This is a genomic window from Kribbella sp. CWNU-51, assembly GCF_054073265.1.
Map to the genome: position 1 here is coordinate 81,773 of NZ_JBSXMZ010000037.1, position 18,959 is coordinate 100,731.

General features: G+C 69.1%; 18 protein-coding genes. 8 read left to right on the forward strand and 10 right to left on the reverse strand.

The features are described from left to right. Positions 1 to 6: 6 nt before the first annotated feature. On the reverse strand, positions 7 to 1,494 hold the full coding sequence (gene arfA, locus ACXC9Q_RS31030; protein ID WP_457060174.1) for an arabinosylfuranosidase ArfA: 1,488 nt from the start codon (positions 1,492 to 1,494) through the stop codon (positions 7 to 9). Between the two features lie 126 nt (positions 1,495 to 1,620). Here arfA and ACXC9Q_RS31035 point away from each other — a divergent pair, with 126 nt between their 5' ends. Next, positions 1,621 to 2,619: a LacI family DNA-binding transcriptional regulator gene (locus ACXC9Q_RS31035; RefSeq protein ID WP_457060175.1), complete on the forward strand. Its 999-nt coding sequence runs from the start codon at positions 1,621 to 1,623 to the stop codon at positions 2,617 to 2,619. 508 nt (positions 2,620 to 3,127) lie between these two features. Here ACXC9Q_RS31035 and ACXC9Q_RS31040 read toward each other — a convergent pair. After that, the gene (locus ACXC9Q_RS31040; RefSeq protein ID WP_457060176.1) at positions 3,128 to 4,273 is read right to left on the reverse strand and encodes an FAD-dependent oxidoreductase; all 1,146 of its coding nucleotides are present in this window, start codon (positions 4,271 to 4,273) and stop codon (positions 3,128 to 3,130) included. Positions 4,274 to 4,365: 92 nt separating this feature from the next. Between ACXC9Q_RS31040 and ACXC9Q_RS31045 the strand changes: the two genes are divergently transcribed. Further along, positions 4,366 to 4,917, forward strand: coding sequence for a TetR/AcrR family transcriptional regulator (locus tag ACXC9Q_RS31045; RefSeq protein WP_405070195.1), 552 nt, complete (start codon positions 4,366 to 4,368; stop codon positions 4,915 to 4,917). On the opposite strand, the gene ACXC9Q_RS31050 is transcribed toward ACXC9Q_RS31045, so the two are convergent. From ACXC9Q_RS31050 to ACXC9Q_RS31060, 3 genes are all read right to left on the reverse strand, one after another. After that, the gene (locus ACXC9Q_RS31050; RefSeq protein ID WP_457060177.1) at positions 4,914 to 5,690 is read right to left on the reverse strand and encodes a sugar phosphate isomerase/epimerase family protein; all 777 of its coding nucleotides are present in this window, start codon (positions 5,688 to 5,690) and stop codon (positions 4,914 to 4,916) included. The genes ACXC9Q_RS31045 and ACXC9Q_RS31050 overlap by 4 nt on opposite strands. Positions 5,691 to 5,702: 12 nt before the next feature. After that, entirely contained in the window at positions 5,703 to 7,724 is a 2,022-nt protein-coding gene (locus ACXC9Q_RS31055) for a DUF4328 domain-containing protein (protein ID WP_457060178.1), read from the reverse strand. A gap of 298 nt (positions 7,725 to 8,022) precedes the next feature. After that, on the reverse strand, positions 8,023 to 8,748 hold the full coding sequence (locus ACXC9Q_RS31060; RefSeq protein ID WP_457060179.1) for a DUF4328 domain-containing protein: 726 nt from the start codon (positions 8,746 to 8,748) through the stop codon (positions 8,023 to 8,025). A gap of 109 nt (positions 8,749 to 8,857) precedes the next feature. Between ACXC9Q_RS31060 and ACXC9Q_RS31065 the strand changes: the two genes are divergently transcribed. Both ACXC9Q_RS31065 and ACXC9Q_RS31070 read left to right on the forward strand, forming a co-directional pair. Beyond that, entirely contained in the window at positions 8,858 to 9,331 is a 474-nt protein-coding gene (locus ACXC9Q_RS31065; RefSeq protein WP_457060180.1) for a methylated-DNA--[protein]-cysteine S-methyltransferase, read from the forward strand. 177 nt (positions 9,332 to 9,508) lie between these two features. Further along, positions 9,509 to 9,847, forward strand: a complete 339-nt coding sequence (locus tag ACXC9Q_RS31070; RefSeq protein ID WP_329483177.1) for a hypothetical protein — start codon at positions 9,509 to 9,511, stop codon at positions 9,845 to 9,847. A gap of 115 nt (positions 9,848 to 9,962) precedes the next feature. Here ACXC9Q_RS31070 and ACXC9Q_RS31075 read toward each other — a convergent pair whose 3' ends face one another. Next, the gene (locus ACXC9Q_RS31075) at positions 9,963 to 10,811 is read right to left on the reverse strand and encodes a hypothetical protein (protein ID WP_457060181.1); all 849 of its coding nucleotides are present in this window, start codon (positions 10,809 to 10,811) and stop codon (positions 9,963 to 9,965) included. Between the two features lie 359 nt (positions 10,812 to 11,170). Between ACXC9Q_RS31075 and ACXC9Q_RS31080 the strand changes: the two genes are divergently transcribed. Then, positions 11,171 to 11,713 carry a peptidylprolyl isomerase gene (locus ACXC9Q_RS31080; RefSeq protein ID WP_457060182.1) on the forward strand — a complete coding sequence of 181 codons (543 nt, stop codon included), beginning with the start codon at positions 11,171 to 11,173 and terminating at the stop codon, positions 11,711 to 11,713. A gap of 60 nt (positions 11,714 to 11,773) precedes the next feature. Beyond that, a complete protein-coding gene (locus tag ACXC9Q_RS31085; RefSeq protein ID WP_457060183.1) occupies positions 11,774 to 12,514 on the forward strand; it encodes a rhomboid family intramembrane serine protease in 741 nt (246 codons plus the stop codon). A 285-nt stretch (positions 12,515 to 12,799) separates the two neighbouring features. Here the strand turns inward: ACXC9Q_RS31085 and ACXC9Q_RS31090 are convergent, their stop codons facing one another. The 4 genes from ACXC9Q_RS31090 to ACXC9Q_RS31105 all read right to left on the reverse strand — a co-directional run bounded on the left by ACXC9Q_RS31090 (position 12,800) and on the right by ACXC9Q_RS31105 (position 16,603). Further along, on the reverse strand, positions 12,800 to 13,054 hold the full coding sequence (locus ACXC9Q_RS31090) for a hypothetical protein (RefSeq protein WP_457060184.1): 255 nt from the start codon (positions 13,052 to 13,054) through the stop codon (positions 12,800 to 12,802). A 190-nt stretch (positions 13,055 to 13,244) separates the two neighbouring features. Beyond that, the gene (locus ACXC9Q_RS31095) at positions 13,245 to 14,276 is read right to left on the reverse strand and encodes an S-adenosylmethionine:tRNA ribosyltransferase-isomerase (protein WP_457060185.1); all 1,032 of its coding nucleotides are present in this window, start codon (positions 14,274 to 14,276) and stop codon (positions 13,245 to 13,247) included. Next, positions 14,273 to 14,992, reverse strand: coding sequence for an SDR family NAD(P)-dependent oxidoreductase (locus ACXC9Q_RS31100; protein WP_457060186.1), 720 nt, complete (start codon positions 14,990 to 14,992; stop codon positions 14,273 to 14,275). The genes ACXC9Q_RS31095 and ACXC9Q_RS31100 overlap by 4 nt, the downstream gene beginning before the upstream one ends. Before the next feature lie 45 nt (positions 14,993 to 15,037). Beyond that, positions 15,038 to 16,603: an FAD-binding oxidoreductase gene (locus ACXC9Q_RS31105; protein WP_457060187.1), complete on the reverse strand. Its 1,566-nt coding sequence runs from the start codon at positions 16,601 to 16,603 to the stop codon at positions 15,038 to 15,040. 118 nt (positions 16,604 to 16,721) lie between these two features. Here ACXC9Q_RS31105 and ACXC9Q_RS31110 point away from each other — a divergent pair, with 118 nt between their 5' ends. Next, entirely contained in the window at positions 16,722 to 17,342 is a 621-nt protein-coding gene (locus tag ACXC9Q_RS31110; RefSeq protein WP_457060188.1) for a TetR/AcrR family transcriptional regulator, read from the forward strand. 38 nt (positions 17,343 to 17,380) lie between these two features. After that, on the forward strand, positions 17,381 to 18,913 hold the full coding sequence (locus tag ACXC9Q_RS31115) for a glycerol-3-phosphate dehydrogenase/oxidase (RefSeq protein WP_457060189.1): 1,533 nt from the start codon (positions 17,381 to 17,383) through the stop codon (positions 18,911 to 18,913). The last annotated feature ends 46 nt before the right edge of the window (positions 18,914 to 18,959 follow it).

An 18,959-nucleotide genomic window follows, 5' to 3' on the forward strand; every position in this document is an offset into this window, starting at 1 on the left:
CTCGAATCAACGGTGCAGGCGGATCAGGTGCCACGACGCCGGCGGCAGCATGGCGGTGCAGGTGCCGTTGACGACCTCGGTGCCGTCGACCGCACGCGGCAGCACGCGGTCCGGATCGTCGGCGGTGTTCAGCGCGGTGCGGTCGTCGTCGTACAGGGCGACGTGTTCGATCAGTCGCAGGCCGAGCGGGATCTCCAGGTCGATCTTGTCGGTCTCGCTCCGGTTCACCACGAAGATCGCGGTCTCCCCGGTCTTCTCGTCGTACGTCGCTGTGCTCCACAGCGCCGGGATCCGGCCGAACCGGGCGGTGTCGATCTCCGGCCCGCCGGTCACCGCGGTCTGCAGCACGGTCGGACCGGCGTAGCGCGCGGTCAGCGCGAACGGGTGGAAGATGGTCTGCCGCCACGCGCGACCGCCGGGCTCGGTGCGGATCGGGGCGATCACGTTCACCAGTTGCGCGAGGCAAGCGATCTTCACCCGGTCCGCGTGCCGGAGCAGGGTGATCAGCAGACTGCCGACCACCACCGCGGCGTCGACGGTGTAGCTGTCCTCGATCAGCGGACCGGCCTCGCGGATGTCGGGGCCGAGCTCACCGGGGAAGTGCTGCTGGTACCAGACATTCCACTCGTCGAACGACAGGGTGATCTCCTTGTCGCTGCGCTTCAGCGCCTTCACGTGGTCCGCGGTCGCGACCACCTCGGTGATCATCCGGTCCATCTCCTCCGACGCGGCCAGGAAGCTCGCCTGGTCACCGTCGTGCGGTTCGTAGTACGCGTGCAGGCTGATGTGATCGACGAGGTCGTACGTGCGTTCCAGTACGACGCGCTCCCATTCGCCGAACGTCGGCATGCCGGCGTTGCTCGAGCCGCACGCGACGAGTTCGAGCCCGGGCTCGACCCGCCGCAACGCGTTCGCGGTCTCCTCGGCCAGCCGCGCGTACTCCTCGGCGGTCTTGTGACCGATCTGCCAGGGGCCGTCCATTTCGTTGCCCAGGCACCACACTTTGATGCCGTGCGGTTCCGGGTTGCCGTTCGCGACCCGGCGGTCGGGCAGTTCGGTGCCGGCCGGAAGGTTGCAGTACTCGAGCAGTTCGACGGCTGCCTTGATCCCGCGGGTGCCGAGGTTGACCGCCCAGATCGGCTCGATCTCCGCCTTCCGGGACCAGGCGACGAACTCGTCGGTGCCGAACTGGTTCGGCTCGATCGCCCGCCAGGCCAGGTCGAGCCGCCGCGGCCGCCGGTCCTTCGGCCCGACGCCGTCCTCCCAGTCGTAGTTGGAGACGAAGTTCCCGCCGGGGTAGCGGATCGTGGTGACGCCGAGCTTGCGGACCAGGTCGAGCACGTCCTGGCGGAAGCCGTCCGAGTCCGCGGTGGCGTGGCCGGGTTCGTAGATACCCGTGTAGACGCAGCGGCCCATGTGCTCGACGAACGAGCCGAACAGCCGCCGGTCGAGCGCGCCGACCACGAACGCCGGGTCCACCACGAGCCGCGCCACAGGATCTCCCGGAGGGTCTTTACAACGTTTAACGTGGATGTCTACAACGATTGACAACCGGTGTAAAGGGTTCGTGCCGGGCGCCCGTGGCACACTCAGGCTCAAGCCGGTGACAGGAGGTTGGCGATGACGACCAGGCTGAGCGATGTGGCCGCGCAGGCCGGGGTGTCGGTGAAGACCGTCTCCAACGTCATCAACGACTACCCGCACATCACCGCGCAGACCCGGGCCAAGGTCGAGGCCGCGATCGCCGCGCTCGACTACCGGCCCAACGTCAGCGCCCGCTCGCTGCGCAAGGGCCGGTCCGACTTCATCGCCCTGGCCATCCCCGAGATGGCCTCGCCGTACTTCGCCGAGCTCGGCGCAGCGATCAGCCGGGCCGCGAAGCGTCGCGGCATCACCGTGCTGATCGACCAGACCGAAGGCGAGGCCCCCGCCGAGAAGGTGGTCCTCGACGGCATGCGCGGGCAGTTGATCGACGGCATCATCTTCTCCCCGATCACCACCGTCCCAGCCAAACTGACCGTCGCCTACACCGGGAAGCCGCTGGTCCTGCTCGGCGAGCGACCGGCCGGCGGCCAGTTCGACCGGGTCGCGGTCGACTCGGTCAAGGCGTCGTACGACGCCACGACGCATCTGATCACGCTGGGACGGCGGCGGATCGCGGCCATCGGCGTCGGCGGGACGAGCACCGGAGCGGTCCGGCGGAAGGGCTACCGGAAAGCACTCAAGGCGGCCGGCCTGCCGCACGATCCCGCGCTCGAGCTGGCCGGGACCGGCTACCACCGCCCGGACGGCGCAGCGTCGATGCGCGAGTTGCTCGCTCTGCCGGAGCCGCCGGACGCGGTGTTCTGCTTCAACGACCTGCTGGCACTTGGTGCGCTGCGGACCCTGGCCGACGCCGGCCTCAAAGTCCCGGGCGATGTCGCGGTCGTGGGCTTCGACGATATCGAGGACGGCCGCTTCCACGCGCCGTCGCTGACCACGATCTCGCCGGACAAGGAATGGCTGGCCGACAACGCGGTCGGTCTCCTGCTCGAGCGGATCGCCGGGAACGGTGAGGCCGCGCGCCGCGACCTCACTGTCCCGTACACGTTGGAGATCCGGGAGTCGACCGCCGGCTAGCAGGTGAGGTTCGCGGTCACTCTCGCACCCCGGGCGACGGTGATCATCGGCTTTGATCGACTGCCGGGCTGGACTGATGGTCGACTCGGCTGCGAGTGCCTCGCCAAGCAGCGTTGAGGTCGTTGCCAAATCTGGCTTCCGCTCGGGTCAATTTCAAGGGAGAACCTCGCAGCTGGACCCTTCTGCCCACCGCACACGTGGGGTGGACGGGCCAGATCAGGGGTGAACCCCGCACCTGGCCGCCGGGTCCGGGCCAGGTCGAGATCGAGGCCGGCCAGTCGCTTGCGGTCAGCCTGCGTCGGCGTGTTGACCCGGAGCAGGTGGATCAGTTCGTCGGCCTGCTCGGCCTCCGGGCCGGTGACGGTGTCGCCCGCACGTGGCTCGCGGCGCGGAAGGCGAGGGCGGCCGCGAGCGCGAGCGGAATGATGCGGGTCCATCGGGTGGGGCGGAACACCATGACCTCCAGTCGTCGAATGGTTGCTTGTGGCAACTGGAGGGTAGCGGCCGGTCAGCGCTCTGGGAAGCCTGCCAACTGCTTGGCGAACTTGACCTGGACCTTCTGCTGCCGGCCCGCCAGGCCGACGATCGTGTTGCGCACCTGGCGCAGCGGCCGGGGGAGGTTCGCGAGCCGGGTCAGCCGGTGCGCCAGCCCGATCACCCGGACCGCCTCGGCGCGGCTGTTGGTGGCGTAGGCGTCGAGGTCCGCGTCGTCGCCGCGGGTCAGCGCTAGGGAGAGTGCGTCGGCCAGCGTCACCGCGTCCCGCAGTCCCAGGTTCATCCCCTGGCCGCCGGCCGGGCTGTGGGTGTGCGCCGCGTCACCGGCCAGCAGGATCCGGCCGGCCCGGTACTCGTCGGCGACCCGCTCGTGGATCCGGAACCGCGAGCCCCAGACCACCTCGGTGACCTTCGGCGAGGTCTTGCGCGGACCGCGGTCGATCAGCAACTGCTGTGCGTACGCGGCGTCCGGGTGCTCCGGGGCGTCGTGCACCTCCGCGACCAGCCGGAACGACCCGTCCGGCAACGGTGCAACCACGAGCAGGCCCTCGTTGGAGAAGTACAGGGCTACCTCGTCCAACGGCAGACCGCCGTCGACGCGGACGTCGATCAGGCTGCAGGACAGCTGCAGGGTGTTGCCGGGCATCCGCAGACCGGCCAGCTCGCGGACCGTGCTGTTCATCCCGTCGGCGGCGACGACGTACTTCGCCTTGATCACGTCTCCGCTGTCCAGGGTCACCTCGGCGCCGTCCACGGTCTGGGTCACGGCGGTAGCGGCGTACGGACGCAGCACCGAGCCACCGAGCTCCTCGAGCCGCTCGAGCAGGATCCGCTCGGTGTCCGACTGCGGGATCATCACGATGAACGGGTACTTGGTCGGCAACTCGGCGAAGCCGACCGGGATCAGGCGGCGGTCGGCGTCGCGGACCGCGAACTCCTCCAGCTCCAGGCCTTCGTCGACGAGCCGGTTGGTGACGCCGATCTGGTCCAGCATCTCCAGGGTCCGCGGGTGGATCACGCAGGCCCGCGACGTGTTCGCACCCGCGGCCTGCCGGTCGACCACGGCCACCGAGTGACCGTGCAGGCGGAGCCCGGCTGCGACCGCGAGCCCCACCGGACCGGCACCCACCACGACGACATCAGCACTCTCCGGAATCATGTTCTTCCCCTTCGCATTTATCAACGCTTGTTGACTTTTACTGTAGGAGCGCTTCCGGGAAAAGTCAACAACCGTTGGCATATGCTGGGGGGATGGCGGAGAAGAAGTCGGACCGGACCCGGGCGGCGATCCTGACGGCGGCCCGGGAGCGCTTCGGCGCGGACGGGTACGAGCGGGCCACGATCCGGGCGATCGCGGCCGATGCGGCAATCGACCCGGCGATGGTGATGCGGTACTTCGGCAACAAGGAGAAGCTGTTCGCCGCGGCGGCCGAGTTCGACCTCCGGCTGCCCGACTTCCGCGACGTCCCGCCGGACCAGCTGGGCGAGGCTGTCGTGCGGCACTTCGTGACGCGATGGGAGGGCGACGACACCCTCCGGGCGTTACTGCGGTCGTCGGTCACCAACGAGGCGGCGGCCGACCGGATGCGTGAACTGTTCGCCGCCCAGCTCGCGCCGACGCTCCGCGACCTCGCGATCGAGCAGCCGGCCATCCGGGCCGGCCTGGTCGCGAGCCAGACTCTGGGCTTCGCGCTCTGCCGCTACATCCTGGGGATCGCGCCGATCGCGACCATGTCCCACGACGACGTGGTCGCCTGGCTCGGCCCCACCCTCACGCGCTACCTGACCGCGCCGACGCCCTAGCTCAACCAGGCGAGCGTGGCGGGGAGCGCCTCCTCCAGCGGTGGGAGGTGCGGGTGCCACTTGAGCTCCCACTCGAGGGAGACCGGGTAGTCGGTGCCGTCGAGGGTCTGCAGCAGATCGTGGACCGGGAAGTCGCCGGCGCCGATGGCGACCGGGCGGTAGTTCTGGCGGGAGTCACTGTCCTTGACCTGCACGAACTCGAGCCACGGCTGCAGCAGGTTGAACGCCTCGGCCGGGGTCTCGCCGTGTGACCACGTGTGGGAGCTGTCCCAGATCACCTTCACGTTGTGGCCGGGGACGTCGGTGTCGAGCAGCGCACAGAGCGCGGCGACCTGCCGGCCGGCGGAGTGCGAGTCGTGAGTTTCCAGCAGGATGTGGACATCCCTGGGGGCGGACATGACCCGATCGAGGGCCCGGATCTCGCCGGCGCTGGGGGAGTCCGCCGTACCAGCATCCGTCGCACCGGGATCGTCGCCGGGGAAGACGCGGACGCCGCGGGCACCGAGGTCGGCGGCGAGTTCGAGGTGGGCCTCGAGGGGCTGGTCCTCGACCGCACAGAGCCTGACGTAGCTGCTCACCGCGAGGATCTCCAGACCGGCGTCCTCGATCCGGGTCCGCAGTTCGCGCCGCTGCGCCGCGGTCATCCCGGTGTGGGTGAACTCGTCCGGCGCGGCGCGCAGTTCCAGTCCGGAAATATTGTTGCCCTTGGCAAGCTCCAGGACATGGTCGAGGGGCGCTCCGGGACAGCCGAGCGTGGCGAAGGCTAAATGCATACGGCTAGCTGATCAGACCCAGCGACGGCGCGGGTGGGTGCGCGGCGTGGTGGGCTGCTCGGGAGCGGGCTGCTGCTGCTCGTAGGAGTACGGCTGCTGCTGCTCGTACTCCGTCGGCTGCTGCTGCTCCTCAGCCGGGGTGTAGTACGACTCCGACGTGTAGTTCGGGCTGTAGGTCTCGTACGGCTCGTTGCTGCTGTACTGCGAGCCGCTGTAGGAGTCGTACTCGTAGTTGCTGTTGCTGTTGCTCGAGTAGTCCGAGCTGTACCCGTAGTCGGTCGGCTGGTCGTAGCTGCTGCTCGGGTACTCCGGGCTGTACGACGTCTGGTACTCGGACTGAGCCTCGTACGACGACGGCTGGTAGCTGGACTCGCCGTACGACGAGTTGCCGTAGTCCGAACCATAGTTGTCGGCCTGGTAGGACGGCTCCGGGCCGTACTCCGGGACCGGCGGCAGCGGCTTCGACGGGGTCAGGAAGTCGTCCTGCTGCGTCTGGGCCGGAGCCGGCTCGTAGTATCCGGAGCCCGCCGTCACGTGCGACGACGGCATGGTGTGCTCCGACGGCGCGTACACAGTGTGCTCGGGCGGGGTGTCCACGGCATGCGACGGGATCGCCGGCTGGATCGCCGACGGGCTGTCCACCGCGACCCGAGCGGCCCGGCGACCGGCGCGCGCAACTGGCGCGGGCTCAGGCTCGGGTGCGGTCTCGACCTCCGGGACGGAGGACGTCGGGGTCAGGTAGTCGGGCGTCTCGTACGAGTACGGCTCGGAGTAGGTGGCCGCCCAGGTCGGCTCGGCCGGCTGCTCCGGCTGGTACGAGTACGGGTCCGGCTGGGCGACGGTCATCGGCGCCGCCTCGTCCAGCCACCGGCTCCCGGTGTCGGTGGCGAGGACGTCGTCGCTGCCGGAGTCCAGGTAGTCGCTCCAGGATGTCTTCGCGCTCTCGTACGACGTCTCCTCGGCCTGCCGCTCGTCCTGCCAGGACTCGACCGCGTTGAACTGCTCGGTGGCCGGACCGGTGTCGTTGCCGTCCTGCCAGCTCTGCACGACCGGAGCGAACGGGCTCCACTTCGGCGACTCCTCCGGAGCGCTGTCGCCGCCGAACGCGGCGGGCGCGGCACCGGCCGCGAAGGGGCTGCCACCGCCGGGGAATCCACTCGCGGCCGCACTGTCACCCGGGAAGCGCTGCGGTGCGGGGGCCGGAGCCGGAGCGAACGGGTTCGGCGCCGGGGCCTGGCCGACGCCGGCCATCTGGAACTCGGGCTGGCGCTCCCGCCGCAGCGAAGGTGCCGGCATCGGCGCGGACTGGGCGATCGGCTCGGAGATGGCGGGCTGCTCGTCGGTGTCGTCGTTCGCGTAGGTCGGCACCGCGGTGAGCTTCGGCTCGCGCTGGTCCCACCACGGGACCCACGCGCGGCCGGTCTGCATCCCGTTGATCTTGCGGATCACCATCGTCGCCGCGACCGCGGACACGGCCGTGAGCACGAGCGACGCCGTACCGGCCAGGGCGATCCCGCGCAGCGACCCGACGGTCGCCTCCATCCACATCAGGAAGCGGCGGACCACCACGTCGAACGCGAGAGCGCCGACCCAGGCCACCCACCAGGCGGAGGTGAGGCTGGGAGTCCGGAATCGGCGCAGGTCGTCGGTGTATACGGGAGTCTTCGGATCGCTGGCGAGCCAGACGTCGTCGACGATCTGTTTCGGATACCAGAGATTCGGGCCGGGGACGAACCAGCTGGCCAGCACCCAGCCGTGGCTGCGACGGTGGTCGGCCTGGCAGAACACCTCGGAGTTGATCCGGGCCCGCCAGAGCCAGATCACGAAGACAACGGCGGCGGTGACCGAGATGATGACGTTCGGAACCGCGGTGACCTTGGCGATCGCGTCGGCGCGGTTCAGGTCCGCGTCGTCGACGTTCGGCATCCCGCCGAGGTAGCGGTGGACGACGGAGTACGTGTTCCAGTCGGACCAGGTGGAGAGCAGATGGGTGACCGTCGATGCACCCAGCAGACCGATGGCGATCTTGCCCACCGTTCCGACTTGCTGGAACTCCTCGGCAGCGTGTGGCTGCCATTCTTCGTGGTCTTCAAGGGCAGACAGGACTGCTGGCTGCGGGTGGCTCACGTCTCGCGTCCCTCGCGTTGCTGGAACTCCGTCTGTTCGGCGTCTCGGCCAAATCCTGCCCCCGCATGACCGAGCCACATTGATACCACGAAGTAGGTACGCGACGGGAGTCGGCCCCAGCACGGAGGGTGTCGACTTAACATGTTCTTTTCGTACGCCCATCACCACTTGTAACGACGCAAAGGACGGTGCGTGACGGTTTGGTTTACCGCGCAGGAGGTTGGAATCCGTTCTGCGGCTGGTCGATCGCCCACCACGGCACCCAGGGACGCTTGGTCTGCAGCTCGTCGATCCGCCCGACCAGGATCACCGCGAGGACCGCGGCCGCGGTGGTGAACAAGGCCGAGATGGTGGACAGTACGACGTTCGTCCGCAGATCACCGAGCTGCGTCGAGCCGGCCAGCACGCCGCGCTGCACGATGTTGCCGGTGACGAGGCCGACCACCCACGTGAGCCACCAGACCCAGACCAGCTGGGTGCCCGGGATCTCCTTCAGGCTCGCCGTGTGCGGATCGGTCCGCGGGTCGCTGGCCGCCACGATGTCGTCGACGACCTGCTTGGGGTACCAGAGGTTCACCACCGGGCAGATCCAGCTGCCGAGCACCCAGCCACGGGTCAACCGGTGCTCGCCGCGGCAGAACATCTCCGCGTTCCACCGGACCCGCCAAAGCCAGACGATGAACACCACCGCGGCCGCCAGCAGTGCGAGCGCGGCGACGATGCCGAGCGAGCCGGAGATGAGGTCGGCATCGGCCAGTCGGCCCGGGTCGTCGGCGTACTTCTTCAGCGTCTGGTACGAATACCAGTCCGACCAGGCGGTCGCCCACGTGGAGACGGTGACGAGCCCGATCAGGATCGACGCGGCCAGGCCCATCGCACGCTCGGAACTGAACCAGCGGTCCAGTGGCGGTTGCGGCGCCCGGCTCGGCATGGATCAGATGTAGCACAACACGGCGTGACCAGGCGAGGACATCATGTCGCGGTCGGCTGGTGGCGCATTTCCGCCGGAAACTGTCGGTGGGCAGCGGCAGGATGGGGGTATGCGCTGGTCAGTGATCGACTCGCCCATCGGCGACCTCACTCTCGCGGTCGACGACATCGGCCTCTGCCGCCTGCACTTCGGCTCGACCGATCGGCCGGTCGACGCCGACCCACTGCTCACCGAGACCGCCGAGCAGCTGAAGGCGTACTTCGCCGGCGAGCTCCAGGAGTTCACCGTGCCGCTCTCGGTCCCCGGCGGCTCCGACTTCGAGCGCTCCGTCTGGGCCCAGCTCGGCCGGATCCCCTACGGCGAGATGCAGACGTACGGCGACGTCGCGAAGATCGTCGGGGATTCCGGCGCCGCGAGGGCCGTCGGCGTCGCCTGCAACCGGAACCCGATCGCCATCGTCCTGCCCTGCCACCGGGTGGTCGGCGCCGGCGGCAAGATGGTCGGCTTCGGCGGCGGCATCCCGACCAAGCGGCATCTGCTCGAGCTCGAGGCCCGGGTCACACTCGAGACGCTCTGGACCTGAACCGGTGTAACCGGCGCGGCACGCTGCGAAACCTGACGAAGATCTGACACCGAGATGGTGCTTATCAGCGCGCGGTTGGGGTTACCAGAGGACTATCGTTGCTCATAGCGATCGAGTCGTCACGTTTGAAGCGAGCGATTCAACCGCGCCCTCTACCCTGCCCCGGAAGACTCATAGATGACCAAAACCCGCTCGACTGCCCACCTCCACCCCGACCTCAGCGCGCTGATGGACAAGAGCGCCGAAGACTGGTCCGCCCCCGAGATCCAGGACGCCGCCCGCGCGGCGCTCCAACTGCACGCGCCCGACCGCGAGCCGCTGACCTGGATCAAGCGGTTCGGCATCCTCCCGTGGCTGCACCGCAACGACGCGGTCTGCCTGCACTGCGGCGGCACCTATCCGTGCATCACCCACCGGTACGCCACCCAGTTGCTCTCGGCCGGCCGTTACACGATCGCCAAGCCGGATCACGCCGACGCCGACACCGACACTGATCCCGAGCCGCAACCGAACTGACGTCGTACGCGCAAGGCGACGCCGAACAAACGAAGGCCGCGAACCCCGGATCGGGTTCGCGGCCTTCGCCGTTGCGGTGGTCGGTCAGTCGCGGTTGGTCAGTCGCGGTGGTTGGTCAGGAGTCGGTCGGCTTGGACTCGGTCGAGCCGGTCGGCTTCCGGGAGGTGGTGGTCTTCTTGGCCGTCGGGCCGTTCGATGTGGCGCCGTTCGCGGCCGCCTTCGCCTCGGCTTCCGCCTTCGTGGCTTCGGTCTTGGCATCGTCGGCAGCCTTGGCGCTGTCGGGCTTGGCCGTGTCGGGCTTGGCGGTGTCCTGCTTCGGCGACTCGGCCTTCGGGGCGTCGGTCTTGCCGTTGGCGGACGGGCTCTCCGGGCGCGACGTCGTACCGGCCGGGGCGGAGCTGTAGTCGCGGCCGCTGGTCGGGGTCGACTGCCAGGCCGGCTCCGGCGGGGTCAGCAGCTTCTTCACGGCCGCCGCGGCCAAGGCACCGAAGCCCAGGAGCAGCACGACCGTGCGGAGCTTGTGGCTCTTCTTCTTCTTCGGTACGTCGATCTCACCCTTGAGCGCGGCCTTGGTGGCCTTGCCCCGGCGCGAGGTCTCCTCGACCACCGGCTCGGCGGCAGCCGCGAGCGAAACCAGTGCGGCGGTCACCTTCGGCAGCACGTCGTCGTTGAACCGCACGCGCGCCTTCTCAGCGGCGGCCTCGGTGGCCGGTCCGACCCGGGCCAGCGCATCGTCGATCACCGGGCTGGCCTTCTCGACCGCCACTCCTGCATAGTGCGCGCCACGCTCGACGGCCTTCTCGGCGTACGGCGACACCTTCTCCCGTGCGGTACCCACAGCGGGGCCGAGGTGGTCACGGACCTGGCCGACAGCCGGCCCGATCTTCCCCGACGCCGACTCGGCGAGTGGCCGGACCTTGTCCTTCTTGCTCTCGACCCGGCCATTGGACTTCCTTGAACCCACGGTTCCCTCCTCGGTGCCACCCGTCATGACGGACAGCGCTCCGGCCCATCGGCGTCATGGACCCTGCTGATACGGCTCTGGACAAATCCGGTGTCATCTGCATCGTACGACGTACCCAGCCAATCACCCGGTGCCCATCCCCGCCCCACCCATTCCCCAACTCAGTTCTCCCCTTCCCCTACCCGGGAGCAAAGCCGAGGGCCGCGTGATTGTCCAGCGCCCGACCAATCCAGTTCTGCTTGGCCCCGGAGCGAGGCGGAGGGGTGGCGTACTGGTTTCCGGCCGGTCGGTGCGATTCTGCTTGGACTCACATGACAGGATCGAGGGCGTAAGCCGTAACTGATCTAGGAGTGACTCCCGTGGCCGAAGAGCTGTACGCGACCCTGCAGACGACGAAGGGTGACGTCGTCATCAGGCTGTTCCCCAACCACGCGCCGAAGACGGTGAGCAACTTCGTCGGCCTGGCCGAGGGCACGAAGGAGTGGACCGACCCGCAGACCGGGCAGGCCACCACCCGGAAGTTCTACGACGGTCTGACCTTTCACCGCGTCATCGACGGCTTCATGATCCAGGGCGGCTGCCCGCTCGGCACCGGCACCGGCTCGCCCGGGTACGCCTTCGACGACGAGATCCACCCGGAGCTGCAGTTCGACCGCCCGTACCTGCTGGCGATGGCGAACGCCGGCATCCAGTTCGGCCGCGGCACCAACGGCTCGCAGTTCTTCGTGACCGTGGTCCCGACGCCGCACCTGAACCGCAAGCACACGATCTTCGGCGAGGTTGCCGACGACGAGTCGAAGAAGGTCGTGGACGCGATCGCGACCGCGAAGACCGCGCCGGGCGACCGGCCGATCGAGCCGATCCTGATCAACACCGTCGTCATTGAGCACAAGAACGCCTGATTTCCAGGTCCGGGCCGGTCAGCCGGCCCGGACCCGCCGCACTGTGGAGGATCGACCCGCGTGACCGAGACCGTCTGCTACCGGCACCCGGATCGGCCCGCCGGGGTCCGCTGCCAGCGCTGTGACAAGCCGATCTGCCCGGCCTGCATGAACAGCGCCGCGGTCGGCTTCCAGTGCCCGAGCTGCTTCAACGAGGGCGTGAAGTCGGTGCCGCGCACCCGGACCTCGCTCGGCGGCATCCAGCGCGGTAACCCGCAAGTCGTCACGCTCAGCCTGATGGCGATCAACGTGCTGGTCTTCATCGCCGTCCATGTCGGCGGCGCCCAGATCCTCAACGACCTGGTGCTGGTCCCGGTGCTGGTGGACAGTGAGCCGTGGCGGTTGCTCACGTCGGCCTTCACCCACGTGCAGATCTTCCACATCTTCTCGAACCTGTTCATGCTGTACGTCCTCGGTCCGCCACTGGAGCAGATGCTCGGCCGGATCAGGTTCTTGACCCTCTACCTGCTGTCCGCCCTCGGCGGCGGCCTCGCGGTCTGGCTGCTCGCGGCCCCCGGCTCGGCGACCCTCGGCGCGTCCGGCGGCGTCCTCGGCCTGGTCGGTGCCCTCCTGGTGGTCCACCGCGCCCGCGGCCTCGACGTCACCTGGATCCTCGGCTACGTCGCGATCACCGCCGTCCTCTCCTTCGTCATCCCCGGCATCTCCTGGCAAGGCCACCTCGGCGGTTTCCTCACCGGCGCAGCCGTAGCCTGGGTCTTCCTCCAAACCAGCAACCACCGCCGCAAGAAAACCCGCACCTGACCCCAGAGCAGTTGGTGCAGCGTGATCAGACCCGCCGCACCGTGCTGCGGCGGCAGCTCTCCGGACGGTGAGTCGGCCGGGTTTCGGGCGTTCAGGATTCGAACCGCTTGACCCCGACGACCAGATCGCCGGTACGGCGGAACCAGTCGCCGCCTCCCGCGGCCCGGGCCGGCCCGGCGCCTGCCGCATTCGAGGGCATATCGGGAGCTCCGGTCGGTTCCGTGGGTGTTGCCCGTGCCGTCGACCGGATCGCCAGACCATCACAACGAGGCGACGACGAAGGCCTCACACCGACGACCGCAGCGTCTCGGCGATTGTGATGGCCTGGAAGTCCGCCACATCCCGCCCGGCGGCGCCGAGTTTGGCGATGCCGGGCCGCTGACCGGACCTGGGCCACTCACCAAGCAGCGCGATGCCGGCGATGCCCCGCTCGCCCGCGAGCACTCGGCGGCTGCCGGACCGGGTTAGTGAGTGCCCCACGTCCGCCCAGGCCGAGACCCACGAGCCCGAGATGTCGAACCCTCCGCGGACGCCGTTCACAGTGCAGGCAATCGGCCTAGGCCACAATTTGCGCTCGGTTCGATGAATGCGGATGACAGCGGAGGGCAGATACTCGTCTAATCAGGTGACGTCCCGACGGGGGACCCAAGTGGTAAGGACATCTGCGATGAGTCCATGTGCGGTGGAGAAACGTGCACGGCCGGGCAATGGGGGGCAACTGCCGGCGCCGTCAGCGCAGCAGCAGGCAACTGTCGCCGAACTCGTGCCAGAGGTAGTGCTCGTCCAGAGCCGCGTCGTACGCGCGCTGGACGGTGCTGCCTCCGACGACCGACTCGAGAAGGAGTAGGTGCGAGGCCTCGGGTGCGTGCATCCCGGTCACGAGGCCATCCACAACACGCATCGGGTGATCCGGGCCGAGGACGAGGTCGGTCCAGCCGTGTGCCGCGCTGACCGAGCCATCTGGCCTGACGGCTGACTCGATGGCTCGGACCGCCGTCGTGCCGACTGCGATCACGCGCCCTCCGTTGGCCTTGACCCAGTTGACCAGGCGTGCCGTGTGCGCGGGTACGTCGTACCGCTCGGGCAGAGGTGGTTCGTGGCTCTCGAGTGAGGACACCCCGCAATGCAAGAGGATCGGCGCGATCAGTACGCCCTGCGACGCCAGGTGACTCACCAGCTCAAAGCTGAACGGCCTTGCCGCACTGGGCATCTCCGCACTGCCAGGCTCGCGGGCGAAGACAGTCTGGTACGACGCCAGCGGCCAGTGCTGACCGACGTACTTGTAGGTGATCGGACGGCCATGGCGTTCCAGATAGCCGAGCACATCCACCACTGGAGGCTTGGCACGCCATAGGCGATTGGAGCCCGGTTGGTACGGCGACAGCAGGGTCAGCACACCCTCTGGCAGTTCGACGTGGTCGCCCGCCGTACCGCCGAACATCGGTCCGCCACCGTTGCGCAGCTCGACCACCCAAGTGCCGTCGTCGAGCGCAGTGGAGAAGTGCACGACCACTGGCTCCACACCGGACCCGCTGAGCCATGAGCCGTCGACGGCCGCCGGCAGTGTGCCGGAGGTGTTCACCAGCAAGAGGTCTCCCGGTCGCAGGTATTCGCCGATCCGGTCGAAGCGGGTGTGCGTGACGGTCGACCCCTCCGCGACCAGCAGCCGCACCTGATCCCGTGACAGTCCCCGGGCCTCCGGCGGTTCGCCGGCGTTGAGCGAATCGGGCAGGACGAATCTGGTGTGGGGATGCACCCTCACGACGTCACCGCCGGCGTGAACTCGGCGGCTCGGTAGCGACCACTCTCCGGCCGGCTGTCGAGCAGCTGCAGGAACGCCGGTACGACGGTCGCCGGCTCGGGCCGGTCCGAGATGTCCTCGCCGGGGAACGCGGCCTGGTGCATCGCCGTACGCAGATCACCCGGATCGACGGCGTACACGGACAGCGTGGGGTGCTCAGCAGCGAGGACTCGGGTCGCGTGGTCCAGTGCGGCCTTGGCGGAGCCATAGCCGCCCCAGGTCTCGTATGCCTCCACTGCGGCGTCAGAACTGATGTTGAGCAGCACACCCGACGCCGCGGTGAGTGATGGCAGCAGTGCTTGGGTCAGAGCGATCGGTGCGAGTATGTCGACCTCGTAGACGCGACGCAGTTCGTCGAGATCGGCGGACCCCAACGCCTGCAGGGGACTCGGGCCGAGGTAGCTCGCGTTGTTGACGAGCAGGTCGAGCCGGCCGAGCCCGGCCACGGCGTCGACCAGGTCGGCGCGATGCGAGGGGTCGGTGACGTCGCCCGCGAGCGGGATCACGTCGGTGTGGCTCGCCAGCGCGTCGGCCGCATCCTTGAGTGCTTCGGCGCCGCGGGCATCGATCACCAGCGCCCAGCCGCGTCGGGCGAGTCCGTGCGCGAGCGCGAGTCCGAGACCGGCGGACGCACCGGTGACGAGAGCGACAGGTCGGTCGGAGGATTCAGGAGTCATGTCCCGACTGTCATCCCTCAAGTGAACTTGAGGTCAAGAGTTCCGTCAGAGCAGAATGCCGGGGTTGAGGACGGCGCCGGGGTCGAGGACGTGCTTGACAGCTTGGAGGGCTTCCAGCGCAAGCGGACCGATCTCGTCCGCGTAGGCCGCGCGGTGGTCGGTGCCGACGCCGTGATGATGCGAGATGGTGCCGCCGGCGGTCGCGATCGCCTGGCTGGCGGCGGCTTTCGCCGTACGCCACTGCTGCACGGGATCGTCGGTCTGCGCCGAGATCACCGTGAAGTACAGCGAGGCACCGGTCTCGTAGACGTGGGACACGTGGCAGAGAACCAGTGGTGGCGTGCCTTGCTCGGTCAGCTTCTGCACCAGCGCCTCGGTGACGGCGGCCTTCAGCTCGGGGATGCGGGACCAGAAGGCGGCCGTCTCGAGGGTCTCCACCAGCGCGCCCTCGTCGAGCAAGGGATCACGCAGGTACGGCGCTCGGTAGCGGCCGACTCGCCAGGTCTCGCCAGGACCCTCGCTGAGGTTCTGCCCACCGGCGGCGGTCAGGACCTCGGCCGTCGCGGAGTTGTACGGCCCGTCGAACCCGATGATCGCCAGTACGCCGCCTGACCCGCCACCGAGCACATCCGGATCGGCCAGGTTCACCGCGGTCTCGACCTCGTCGGACAACCGCAGCACCGTCGGCAACGGCCCGTCCTGGGCCAGCCGCCGGATCGCGGTCAGACCGTCGGCGAAGCTCTCGAACCGCCAGCCCTCGAAGTGCCGCTCGGTCGGTCGCGGCCGGATCCGTACGACGACCGACGTGATGATCCCGAACGCGCCCTCGGACCCGAGCACGAGTTGCCGCAGATCCGGCCCGGCCGCGGACATCGGCGCCCGGCCGAGCTCGATGGTCCCGCGCGGGGTGGCCAGTGTCAGCCCGACCACCATCTGGTCGAAGCGTCCGTACCCGGCGGACGACTGCCCGCTCGACCGCGCGGCTGCATAGCCGCCGATCGACGCGCCCTCGTAGGACTGCGGGAAGTGGCCGAGTGTGTAACCGCGTTCGGCGAGGAGTGCTTCGGCCGCCGGACCCCGGACACCGGCCTGCAGCGTCGCGGTCCGCGAGATCTCGTCCAGTGCGACCAGCTGATCCAGCCGGCGCAGATCCACGGTGATGAAGCGGCGGTCGGGAGCGAGTCCGCCGACCACCGAGGTGCCGCCGGAGTAGGGCACGAGTGCGAGGTCGTGGTCAGCAGCGCCGACGAGGAGAGCGAGCACCTCGTCGTGTGTTGCCGGGTAGACGACGGCGTCGGGCATGTCGGACGTGTCACCCAGGCGGTGGCGGAGGAGGTCGGTGGTCGAGTAGCCACGGGTGTGCGCCCACCGCGATTCCAGGTCGGAAGCAACGTGCTCCGCACCGACCACTCCGGCCAGGAACGACAGTTGCTCCGGGCTCAGCCCCGGTCGGTCGACTGCGGCCGGCGGGTTCACGGGATCCGTCGTCGGGCGTCGTACGCCGAGGTGCTTCAGGGCTTCGAGGGCCGCGGGCGGCAGGGCCACCGGGTGGTCGGGGTCGCCCCAGCGGCCGGGCGTGAGATGCACCACCGGAAGGTCCGACTCGGTCATCGTGGGCTCCCTTTCGGCGGTGCTGCGAGGTAGCGTCCGTGGGAGGTGGAACCCCCTGGCTCCCACCTCCCACGGACAGTTCCGGGACGGCACAGTCGCTGATACACTCTGACGTGTGATGTCTCAGCGTAGCAGCGAGTCGGAGCCCGAGACCAGCGCCCGTCCGGCGCCCGCGAACGCGATCGGCGAGGAGCGGATCCTGGACGCGGCCTACGAGCTGCTGCTCGCGATCGGGATGCGCCGGATGACGATGGCCGACATCGCCCGGCATGCCGAGGTCTCCCGCGCGACCCTCTACCGGCGCTGGCCGAACGTGCAGGCCGTGGTCGCCGCGCTGATGACCCGGGAGTGGACCACCGCGCTGGTGTCGGCGTTCCAGCCGGACGCCGCGGACGGCCGGTCCCGGCTGGTCGAGGGCGTGGTCGAGGTGGTCGCGCAGACCCGCGTCCACCCGTTGATGCGCAAGATCATCGAGCTCGACCCCGAGTTCCTCACGCCGTACCTGCTCGAGCGCCGCGGCAGCAGTACCGTCGCGCATCTCAAGCTGGTCGAGGAGGGCATCAAGTTGGGCCAGGCCGACGGCTCGATCCGGACCGGCGACCCGGTGTGGCTGGCCCGGCAGATCATCCTCGTCTCGCTGGCCTCGGCGGTCTCCGGTCCGGTGATGGCCGCGAAGGACGAGTATCCGAAGCTCGACGACGAGCTGCGCGACATGCTCACCAAGTACCTGACGCCATGATCGACCGGGGCGGCGGGGCGGGGAGGGAATTCAGGACGGTGGGCAACGCCAGCCTGAACGCCGCCCGCCGGACCCGCGAGCTGGACTGGCTGGACACGATCGGCAAGATCGACGTCCTCGTCATCGGCGGCGGGGTGACCGGCGCCGGCGTCGCCCTGGACGCGGCCGCCCGCGGCCTGTCCGTTGCCCTGGTCGAGAAGCACGACCTCGCATTCGGCACCAGCCGCTGGAGCTCGAAGCTCGTGCACGGCGGGCTGCGCTACCTCGCCTCCGGTCATGTCGGCATCGCGTACGAGAGCGCGGTCGAGCGCGGCATCCTGATGAAGACGACCGCGCCACACCTGGTCCACCCGATCCCGCAGGTCGCGCCATGGTTGCCGCAGGCAAGGTTCGCGCAGGCGGCAATGCTGCGGTCGGCGTTCCTCGGCGGCGACGTCCTGCGCACGTTCGCGCGGACCAGCGACGACTTCCTGCCGCACTCGCGCCGGGTGAGCTCGGCCGAGATCCTCCGCTACGCGCCGACTCTGCGGCCGGAAGGCCTGCGCGGCGGCTTCCTGACCTGGGACGGTCAGTTGTACGACGACGCCCGGCTGGTGGTCGCGATCGCACGGACCGCGGCGCAGTACGGCGCCCGTATCCTCACCCGTGTCGCCGCCACCGAGGTCACCGGACGCGGTGCCGTCCTGGTCGACCAACTGACCGGGCACAGACTGTCCGTGGACGCGAAGGTGGTGATCAACGCCGCCGGGATCTGGGCCGGTCAGGTCGCCGCCGGCATCAGGCTGCGGCCCAGCCGGGGGACGCATCTCGTCCTGCCGCAGTCCGTGTTCGGCGGGTTGTCCGCCATCCTCACGGTGCCCGTGCCCAGTGAGCTGCGCCGCGTGGTGATGGCGATCCCGGCGCCGGACGACCGGGTGTATGTCGGTCTGACGGACGAGGACGCGCCCGGCCCGGTGAACGACGTACCGCAGGCGACCGACGCGGAGATCGACTTCCTGCTCGACATCATCAGCAGCGCGGTGCAGACGCCGCTGACGCGAGCGGACCTGATCGGCACGTACGCCGGTCTCCGCCCACTGCTCGACACCGGGCATCACAAGGGTGCGGACAAGACCGCGGACATCTCCCGGCGGCACGCGGTGATCACCAGTGACGACGGACTCGTGACGATCGTCGGCGGGAAGCTCACCACCTACCGCAGGATGGCGCAGGACGCGCTCGACAAGGCGCTGGAGCAGTCCACCCTCGACGTACGCCGGCCGTGCCTGACCCACCGGATTCCGCTGGTCGGCGCGGCCGATCGGGTCCGGCTGGCGGCCGTATCTGCGCCGTCGCGATTCGTCCAGCGGTACGGCGTCGAGGCGCCCGAGGTGATCGCGGGAGCGCCGGGGTCGCTGGAGCCGATCGCGGCCGGACTGCGGACGACGTACGCCGAGCTGTTGTTCGCCATCCGGCACGAGGGTGCGCTGACGGTGGACGACGTACTGGACCGGCGGACCCGGATCGGGCTGTCGGCCGTGGACCGGGAGCTCGCGCTGCCTGCGGTCCAGCAGGCGTTCGCCACCGTCTAGTTGCAGCTTTTCACCTGTGGACAAGGGGTTGATCGCTCCTGGCCGT

Bases quoted from the DNA above. Each gene is read 5' to 3' on its own strand.
- ACXC9Q_RS31060 (WP_457060179.1), bottom strand. From the start codon at position 8,748: ATGCCGAGCCGGGCGCCGCAACCGCCACTGGACCGCTGGTTCAGTTCC.
- ACXC9Q_RS31035 (WP_457060175.1), top strand. From the start codon at position 1,621: ATGACGACCAGGCTGAGCGATGTGGCCGCGCAGGCCGGGGTGTCGGTG.
- ACXC9Q_RS31040 (WP_457060176.1), bottom strand. From the start codon at position 4,273: ATGATTCCGGAGAGTGCTGATGTCGTCGTGGTGGGTGCCGGTCCGGTG.
- ACXC9Q_RS31105 (WP_457060187.1), bottom strand. From the start codon at position 16,603: ATGACCGAGTCGGACCTTCCGGTGGTGCATCTCACGCCCGGCCGCTGG.
- ACXC9Q_RS31045 (WP_405070195.1), top strand. From the start codon at position 4,366: ATGGCGGAGAAGAAGTCGGACCGGACCCGGGCGGCGATCCTGACGGCG.
- ACXC9Q_RS31110 (WP_457060188.1), top strand. From the start codon at position 16,722: ATGTCTCAGCGTAGCAGCGAGTCGGAGCCCGAGACCAGCGCCCGTCCG.
- ACXC9Q_RS31050 (WP_457060177.1), bottom strand. From the start codon at position 5,690: ATGCATTTAGCCTTCGCCACGCTCGGCTGTCCCGGAGCGCCCCTCGAC.
- ACXC9Q_RS31065 (WP_457060180.1), top strand. From the start codon at position 8,858: ATGCGCTGGTCAGTGATCGACTCGCCCATCGGCGACCTCACTCTCGCG.
- ACXC9Q_RS31070 (WP_329483177.1), top strand. From the start codon at position 9,509: ATGACCAAAACCCGCTCGACTGCCCACCTCCACCCCGACCTCAGCGCG.
- ACXC9Q_RS31100 (WP_457060186.1), bottom strand. From the start codon at position 14,992: ATGACTCCTGAATCCTCCGACCGACCTGTCGCTCTCGTCACCGGTGCG.